Raw genomic sequence first — 6,470 nt, 5'->3', positions numbered from 1 at the left:
GCGGGACCGTCCCCCCGACCGCGCTGCGGCGCCCGGCCGCCGAACGGGCGCCGGGGCCTCCAGTTCGAGCACTTCGGCCGACTGCGCCGCGATCGCCGTCGCGACGGACGCGGGCAGCCAGTCGACCGCCGCCCCGGCCGACAGGCGCTCCCGGAGTTCGACGAGTGCGGGACGCCGCTCCGGCTCCTTGGCCAGGCAGTGCTCGACGAGCGGCCGCAGACCGTCCGGAACGTCGGCCAGGTCGGGCCGCTCGTGGACCACCTTGTACAGCTGCACGGCCGGACCGGATTCGCTGTCGAACGGACCCCGGCCGGTCGCGGCGAACACCAGCACCGACCCCAGCGAGAACACGTCCGACGCCGGCCCCACCACCCGGCCGTTGGCCTGCTCGGGCGACATGAAGCCGGGTGTGCCGATCGCGACCCCGGTGCGGGTCAGGCGGTCGCCGTCGACGGCGCGGGCGATGCCGAAGTCGACCACCCGCGGCCCGTCGGCGGCCAGCAGCACGTTGGAGGGCTTGAGGTCGCGGTGGACCAGCCCGGCCCGGTGGACGGCGACCAGCGCACGGGCCAGCGCGTCCCCGAGCGTGCGGACCGACGCCTCCGGCAGCGGGCCGTACCGCCGGACGGCCTGACTGAGCGAGGGCCCCGGCACGTACACCGTGGCCAGCCAGGGCTGCGCGGCGTCCGGGGGCGCATCGACGGCCGCCGCCGTGTGCGCCCCGTCCACCCGCCGTGCCGCCGCCACCTCCCGTGCGAAGCGGACCCGGAACTCCTCGCCGTCCGCCAGCTCCGGGCGCACCAGTTTGACCGCGACCGTCCGACCGCCCGCCGACCGGGCGAGGTACACCCGGCCCATCCCGCCCGCACCCAGCACCCCGAGCAGCCGGTAGGGGCCCACCTCCGCCGGATCGTCCCCGGCGAGCGGCTGTATCGGCATGGTGGTTCGGCTCCTTCGGCGCTGGTCTGTTCCCGGCAGGTCGGCCCGCCGCAGCCCAGGAGTGTAGAAGACCGACGGGGGTGCGTGATCCCGCCCCTCGCCGGATGAGCGGCGGGGCAAGGCCCCACCTGTATGACGTCCGGCCGTCTGTCCGGTGGATAGGGTGACGGCCGCTCAAGCATCGACACGGAGGACGGCGACAGTGCAGCTCAGGACGACCATCACCACGGACACCATGGCGCAGTGGTTCGGCGCCGACGATCTCGTCCGGGTCCCGGCCGGCGCCCTGCCCGATGCTCTGGTCCACGAACCGACCCGGCGTTTCCTGAGCGAGGTCGGCCTGCCCCGCGAGGGCGGCGCGTACGTACGTCTCCACACCGACCCGGCCGTGTGGCTGCTGCCGGTCTCGGGCCGGCTGGAGGCGGGTACCGGCGGCGACCACCTGCTCGTCCTCGGCGAGTGCGGTGGCCAACCGCCGTTCTTCGGCGACTGGCTCGTGCTGGACGCCGTGACCGGCCAGGTGTTCATCGCTGGTGGGAGGTCCGGCGCGGGCGGCGAGGTGGCTACCGACCTCGTGGCGAGCGACCTGTCCGTGCTGGTGACGTTCATGCACGAACTGGAGGCTCTCCGCGCGGCCGCCGCCGATCCCACGGCGCACGACGGCCGACGCGGCCGGGACGTGATGACCGAGGTGACCAGGGCGGTCCGCGAGCGGATGCAGGCCACCGACCCCGCCGTGTTCACGCCGTACGGCGACGCCCCGCACTGGACCGCCGTCCTGGCGGGCTACGGCCTGCTCTGGGCCGCCCGCCGCCATCACGACGCGGCTGAGTCCCTCGCCTTCGACATCACCCCCGAGCTGATGGAGGACCTCAGCACGGTCCCCGTCAGCCCCGAGGACCTGCCACCGGCCCTGCAGCACGAGCCCACCCGCCGCCTGCTCACCACCGTCGGGCTGCCCACGGACGGCTACCTGCGCGACAGCGAGGAGCGCCCGCTCGTCACCGTGGACGACCCCGCCTCCGCGCCGGCGGGCGACGGCGATGGGCCGCACTGCCCGGCCCGGCGCGAGCTCATCCGCCTGGGCGCTGCCGGACAGGAGCACGAGATCCTGCTGGACGGAGTCACCGGCCGCATCGAGGCGGCCGAGGGCGACGACCTGGAGGACTGCCCGTCCGAGCCGCTGCACACCGACCTGTCCGCCTTCTACCTGGCCGTCTGGACCCTCACGCGCCTCGCCGGCCTGTGGGAGGCCATGCAGGAGCAGGACGAGGAATTCGACGACTACGAGGGCGAGTTCAAGCTCGACCCCTACAACCCGGGGCCCACCGACTGGAACGTCTTCTTCGGGAAGTTCACCCTGGAACGGATCGCCCTGGACTTGCTCGCCCAGCTCGACGCCCCGTCCGTGGCACACGACGACACCCTCTGGAACGTCTGCGCCAACGACAGCAACTACGGCTACCTCCTCGGCTGAGGCTGAGGCTGAGGCTGAGGCCGGGCAGGGCCGTTCACGTGCGGGTGCGGCACTGGTAGGGCCCGGCGGCGCCCCGATCTATCGCCCTGGCACGGCTCCTGAAAGACTGTCAGCGAACCGGTGAGACTGTCAGGGGGAGGGGCTCATGCGGCGGGTGGTACTCGGAATCGCGTGGCTGCTTGCGGCGGTTGCGGTGGTGGTGGCGTGGGTGATCGTGGCGACCATTCATCGGATGACACCGCCGGATCCGCCCGACGTCGAGGCGATGGCGAACGCGTCCTCGACCCGCTCCGCCGGCCGGGAAGCGGCGGAGCGGATGAACGGGCAGATCGCGCAGCTGCGCGCGAAGGCGCCCTGGGCCGAGCAGTTGGGCACGTCGGTGCTCGATCGGTGCGAGTCCGAGCTGCGTGTCGCCGTGGCATTCGCGTCGGGGAGCTGGGAGTTGGCCTCCTGCGAACGGACGACCAGTGTGTACGTCGCGTTCGACGGCGATCTCCGTGAGCGGCTGGCCGAACTCGACGGGAGCATTGACGCCCAGGGCTGGAAGTCGCGCGCGGAGCCGCGGTCGGCGGGGCTGGTGGCCGCGGACCGGTACCTGCACCAGCCGCCGGTCGGCGCGAAGCCCGAGGAGTCGGCATCGGCCGAGGCCCGGCCGACCTTGGTGTGGGTGGAGTACGCGCTTCCGGGCGAAGGGCCGACGTCGACGGAGCTGAGCGTGGGGGTGACCCAGGCACCGGCGATGCCGCCCGGAGAGGACGACCGGCCGAACCAGTACGACGACCACGGCCGCAGGCCGTACGCGAACGACGACACGCACCGGGAGGTCGTCTTCACCGTGGAACCGCTACGAGCGAAGGAACTCGTGCAGAAGACCGCACACAAGTACGTGGCCCTCTTCAAGTTCCACACCAGGTACTTCGTCGAACCGTCGAGGGAGGGAGCGGCAGCCCCGCACTGAGCCCTCGGCGAGCGCCGTGCCGCAACGGTCCGTGGCAGCAGGCACCAAGCTGCCGGGCAGCTTGATGCCCGTCGATCGCCGTTCCCAAGCCGATCCCGGCGGAGCATGCTCTTCTCAGACGCCGGGGAGCAGCGCAGATCGGTGATGAAGCGTCAGATTCACTGCGTGCTCCGGTAGTCGATTCGTTTGCGCCCGCGAACAGCGGCGCACCCGTTCGCCACGCCACGAAGGGCACACCCATGCCGATACCACGCAGCCGCCGCATGCTCGCCACCCTGGCCGCCACCGCACTCACCGGCCCGCTGCTGGCCGTCACCGTCGCCGCTTCGCCGGCCGCGGCCTCCAGCGTCGACGGCCCGATCTCGGCCGGAGAGATGCTCTCCCGCGCCCAGTCCTGGGTCGACGAGAGGGTCCCCTACGACCAGGGCTCGTCCCACACGGACGCCAACGGCACCTACCGCGAGGACTGCTCCGGCTTCGTGTCCATGGCCTGGCACCTGGACCAGAGCCTCGTGGTGACGACCGGCGGCCCCTACTTCACCACCGCCGACGGCAAGGGGAACCCGGCGTACGACACGCCCACCGGTGCGGTCGGCGACCTCACCGGCCTGCAGCCCGGCGATGCCGTCGCCTACCCGGGCCAGCACATCTTCCTGTTCGCGGGCTGGACCAACAAGGCCACCGGCGACTTCACCTACTACGCCGAGACCAACCCCAGCATCCCGTCGCACGGCCCGAGCAAGGGGAACATCAACAACTCGACGATCGAGGGCCTGCCGACCTCCGGCTACGTCGGCCTGCGCTACAAGAACGTCACCAGCTCCGTGCCCGGGAACTTCGCCACCACCAGCGGCTCCGGCCTCGCGCCGACGCCGAACAACGGCTTCAACGTCGCCTGGCAGGGCCGGGACTCCAACAACAGCCTCTGGGTGGGCACCGGGAGCGGGACCTCACTGTCCTCCTTCGGAGACCCGAACCTGCTCGGCGTCGCCCCGGGCACCGTGCCCTCCATCACCACGCTGTCGGACGGCAGTTGGGTCGCCGCCTGGCAGGGCCGGGACTCCAACAACAGCCTGTGGATCGCGACCGGCAACGGCAACAGCATCACCGCGGTCGGTGCCCCGTGGCTGCTGGGTGTCGCCCCGGGCACCAGCCCCTCGATCGTCGCGCTGCCTGGCGACAAGTGGGAGGTGGCCTGGCAGGGCCGGGACGCCAACAACAGCCTGTGGCTGGCCACCGGCAGCGGAACCACCATCAGCGCGGCGAACGACCCGTGGCTGCTCGGCGTCGCCCCGGGCACCAGCCCGTCCCTGACCGCGCTGGCGAACGGGAACTTCGAGGTGGCGTGGCAGGGCCGGGACGCCAACAACAGCCTGTGGCTGGCGACCGGCAACAGCGCCGGCATCACGGCCTTCGGCGACCCGTGGCTGCTGGGCGTGGCCCCGGGCACCAGCCCCTCGATCGTCGCGCTGCCCGGCGGCAACTTCGAGGTGGCGTGGCAGGGGCGGGACGCCAACAACAGCCTGTGGCTGGCCACGGGCAGCGGTGCCGACATCAGCGCGGCGAACGACCCGTGGCTGCTGGGCGTGGCCCCGGGCACCAGCCCCTCGGTGGCCGCGCTGCCTGGTGGCAACTTCGAGGTGGCGTGGCAGGGGCGGGACGCCAACAACAGCCTGTGGCTCGCCACCGGCAACGGCACCGCCATCAGCGCGGCGAACGACCCGTGGCTCCTGGGCGTCGCGCCCGGCGCCAGCCCGTCGCTGGTGACCCTGCCGAACGGGAACTTCGAGGTCGTGTGGAAGGGCCGGGACGCCAACAACAGCCTGTGGCTCGCCACCGGCAACGGCACCGGCATCAGCGCCGCGAACGACGCCTGGGCACTCGGCGTCGCCTGACCCACACGGGTGTGGCCGGGAGACTCGCGAGCCCGCGAGCCTCCCGGCCGTGCCGGTCCGTTGCCGGACGACGTCGGCACCGTAGGGTCCTCTCCGAAGACACGAGGCCCGGCCGGTCGTGCGGACCGGGGCGTTCGGATGAGCGCCGGGCCGCGGGACGGACGAGACGAAGGGGCGGCACGTCACAATGCAACAGCGCACTCTGCGGGACCTCCGGGTATCGGCCATCGGCCTCGGCTGCATGGGGATGTCCGCCTTCTACGGCACGGCCGACCAGGACGAGGGCGTCGCGACCATCCGGCGCGCCCTGGACCTCGGGATCACCTTTCTCGACACGGCGCAGGTCTACGGACCGCTCACCAATGAGTCCCTGGTCGGCGAGGCCGTCCAGGGGCACCGTGACGAGTACGTGATCGCCACGAAGTTCAACTACCGGATGGACGGCGCCGTTCCGGGCGACATGTCGACGGTGGGCCGCCAGGACGGCTCCGCCGAGCACGTCCGCAGTTCCGTCCACGGTTCGCTCGCGCGGCTCCGTACCGACCGCATCGATCTGTACTACCAGCACCGGGTCGACCCGACCGTGCCCATCGAGGAGACCGTCGGCGCGCTCGGCGAACTGGTCGCCGAGGGCAAGGTGCGGCACATCGGGCTGAGCGAGGCGAGCGCGGAGACCATCCGCCGCGCCCACGCCGTCCACCCGATCACCGCCGTCCAGAGCGAGTACTCGCTCTGGTCACGCGACGTGGAAGCCGAGGTGCTCCCCACGTGCCGCGAGCTCGGCATCGGCTTCGTGCCGTACTCCCCGCTCGGCCGCGGCTTCCTCGCGGGCCGCTTCAGCTCCCCGGACGAGCTGGACCAGGACGACTTCCGCCGCACCAACCCGCGCTTCACCAAGGCCAATCTGGCGGCCAACCTCCGGCTCGCGGAGAAGGTGAAGGAGATCGCCGCCGAGAAGGACATCACCCCGGCCCAGCTGGCGATCGCCTGGGTACTGGCCCGCGGCGAGCACCTCGTCCCGATCCCCGGCACCAAGCGCCGCAGCTACCTGGAGCAGAACGCGGGTGCGGTCGAAGTCCAGCTGACCGACGGGGACTTGGCCCGCATCGAGGCCGAGTTGCCCGAGGTGTCGGGCGAGCGCTACGACGAGGACGGGATGCGGGCGGTGAACCGCTGAACGGCCGCCGCTGATCCGGGCGGC

Annotated in this window: 5 protein-coding genes; 4 read left to right on the top strand and 1 reads right to left on the bottom strand. The window is 72.2% G+C overall.

The window, feature by feature from the left end:
• The coding region (locus AB0O00_RS26280; RefSeq protein WP_363655735.1) for a serine/threonine-protein kinase at nucleotides 1-939 on the bottom strand (939 nt) is incomplete at its 3' end.
• A gap of 202 nt (nucleotides 940-1,141) precedes the next feature.
• Here AB0O00_RS26280 and AB0O00_RS26275 point away from each other — a divergent pair.
• From AB0O00_RS26275 to AB0O00_RS26260, 4 genes are all read left to right on the top strand, one after another.
• Entirely contained in the window at nucleotides 1,142-2,416 is a 1,275-nt protein-coding gene (locus tag AB0O00_RS26275) for an SUKH-4 family immunity protein (protein WP_363655734.1), read from the top strand.
• Nucleotides 2,417-2,648: 232 nt separating this feature from the next.
• Nucleotides 2,649-3,374: a hypothetical protein gene (locus AB0O00_RS26270; RefSeq protein ID WP_363655732.1), complete on the top strand. Its 726-nt coding sequence runs from the start codon at nucleotides 2,649-2,651 to the stop codon at nucleotides 3,372-3,374.
• Between the two features lie 239 nt (nucleotides 3,375-3,613).
• Complete coding sequence (locus AB0O00_RS26265) at nucleotides 3,614-5,269, top strand: hypothetical protein (RefSeq protein WP_363655730.1); 1,656 nt, start codon at nucleotides 3,614-3,616, stop codon at nucleotides 5,267-5,269.
• A 187-nt stretch (nucleotides 5,270-5,456) separates the two neighbouring features.
• Nucleotides 5,457-6,446, top strand: coding sequence for an aldo/keto reductase (locus tag AB0O00_RS26260; protein ID WP_363655728.1), 990 nt, complete (start codon nucleotides 5,457-5,459; stop codon nucleotides 6,444-6,446).
• The last annotated feature ends 24 nt before the right edge of the window (nucleotides 6,447-6,470 follow it).

It is taken from the genome of Kitasatospora sp. NPDC093558 (assembly GCF_040683475.1).
GTDB lineage: Bacteria > Actinomycetota > Actinomycetes > Streptomycetales > Streptomycetaceae > Kitasatospora.
This window is presented reverse-complemented; position numbering and strand designations above follow the sequence as displayed.

Coding starts and splice junctions, on each gene's coding strand:
- AB0O00_RS26270 (WP_363655732.1), top strand. CDS start 2,649: ATGACACCGCCGGATCCGCCCGACGTCGAGGCGATGGCGAACGCGTCC.
- AB0O00_RS26265 (WP_363655730.1), top strand. CDS start 3,614: ATGCCGATACCACGCAGCCGCCGCATGCTCGCCACCCTGGCCGCCACC.
- AB0O00_RS26260 (WP_363655728.1), top strand. CDS start 5,457: ATGCAACAGCGCACTCTGCGGGACCTCCGGGTATCGGCCATCGGCCTC.